Raw genomic sequence first — 1,473 nt, forward strand, 5'->3', positions numbered from 1 at the left:
GAGAGTAAACCTCTCAAAACTAAACAAAGTTTCTTCGATGTGTAGGTTTCCGTTTTATTCCTTAGAAAGGAGGTGATCCAGCCGCAGGTTCTCCTACGGCTACCTTGTTACGACTTCACCCCAGTCATCTGCCCTGCCTTAGGCGGTTCCCTCCAAATGGTTAGGCCACCGACTTTGGGCATTGCAAACTTCCATGGTGTGACGGGCGGTGTGTACAAGGCCCGGGAACGTATTCACCGCGGCATGCTGATCCGCGATTACTAGCGATTCCGACTTCGTGTAGGCGAGTTGCAGCCTACAGTCCGAACTGAGAACGGCTTTAAGAGATTAGCTTACTCTCGCGAGTTCGCAACTCGTTGTACCGTCCATTGTAGCACGTGTGTAGCCCAGGTCATAAGGGGCATGATGATCTGACGTCGTCCCCACCTTCCTCCGGTTTGTCACCGGCAGTCTCACTAGAGTGCCCAACTGAATGCTGGCAACTAGTAACAAGGGTTGCGCTCGTTGCGGGACTTAACCCAACATCTCACGACACGAGCTGACGACGACCATGCACCACCTGTCATTGCGTCCCCGAAGGGAACGCCTAATCTCTTAGGTTAGCGCAAGATGTCAAGACCTGGTAAGGTTCTTCGCGTAGCTTCGAATTAAACCACATGCTCCACCGCTTGTGCGGGCCCCCGTCAATTCCTTTGAGTTTCAACCTTGCGGTCGTACTCCCCAGGCGGAGTGCTTAATGCGTTAGCTCCGGCACTGAAGGGCGGAAACCCTCCAACACCTAGCACTCATCGTTTACGGCATGGACTACCAGGGTATCTAATCCTGTTCGCTACCCATGCTTTCGAGCCTCAGCGTCAGTTGCAGACCAGACAGCCGCCTTCGCCACTGGTGTTCTTCCATATATCTACGCATTCCACCGCTACACATGGAGTTCCACTGTCCTCTTCTGCACTCAAGTCGCCCGGTTTCCGATGCCCTTCTTCGGTTAAGCCGAAGGCTTTCACATCAGACCTAAGCAACCGCCTGCGCTCGCTTTACGCCCAATAAATCCGGATAACGCTTGCCACCTACGTATTACCGCGGCTGCTGGCACGTAGTTAGCCGTGACTTTCTGGTTGGATACCGTCACTGCGTGAACAGTTACTCTCACGCACGTTCTTCTCCAACAACAGAGCTTTACGAGCCGAAACCCTTCTTCACTCACGCGGTGTTGCTCCATCAGGCTTGCGCCCATTGTGGAAGATTCCCTACTGCTGCCTCCCGTAGGAGTATGGACCGTGTCTCAGTTCCATTGTGGCCGATCAGTCTCTCAACTCGGCTATGCATCATTGCCTTGGTAAGCCGTTACCTTACCAACTAGCTAATGCACCGCGGGCCCATCCTGAAGTGATAGCCGAAACCATCTTTGAAACGAAAACCATGTGGTTTTCGTTGTTATGCGGTATTAGCACCTGTTTCCAGATGTTATCCCCC

Annotated in this window: 1 rRNA gene; it reads right to left on the minus strand. The window is 53.0% G+C overall.

The window, feature by feature from the left end:
* Positions 1-65 precede the first annotated feature (65 nt).
* Positions 66-1,473: ribosomal RNA gene (locus HMPREF0549_RS08710) — 16S ribosomal RNA — on the minus strand; the annotation flags it as partial.

Source organism: Limosilactobacillus vaginalis DSM 5837 = ATCC 49540, from assembly GCF_000159435.1.
Classification (GTDB): Bacteria; Bacillota; Bacilli; order Lactobacillales; family Lactobacillaceae; genus Limosilactobacillus; species Limosilactobacillus vaginalis.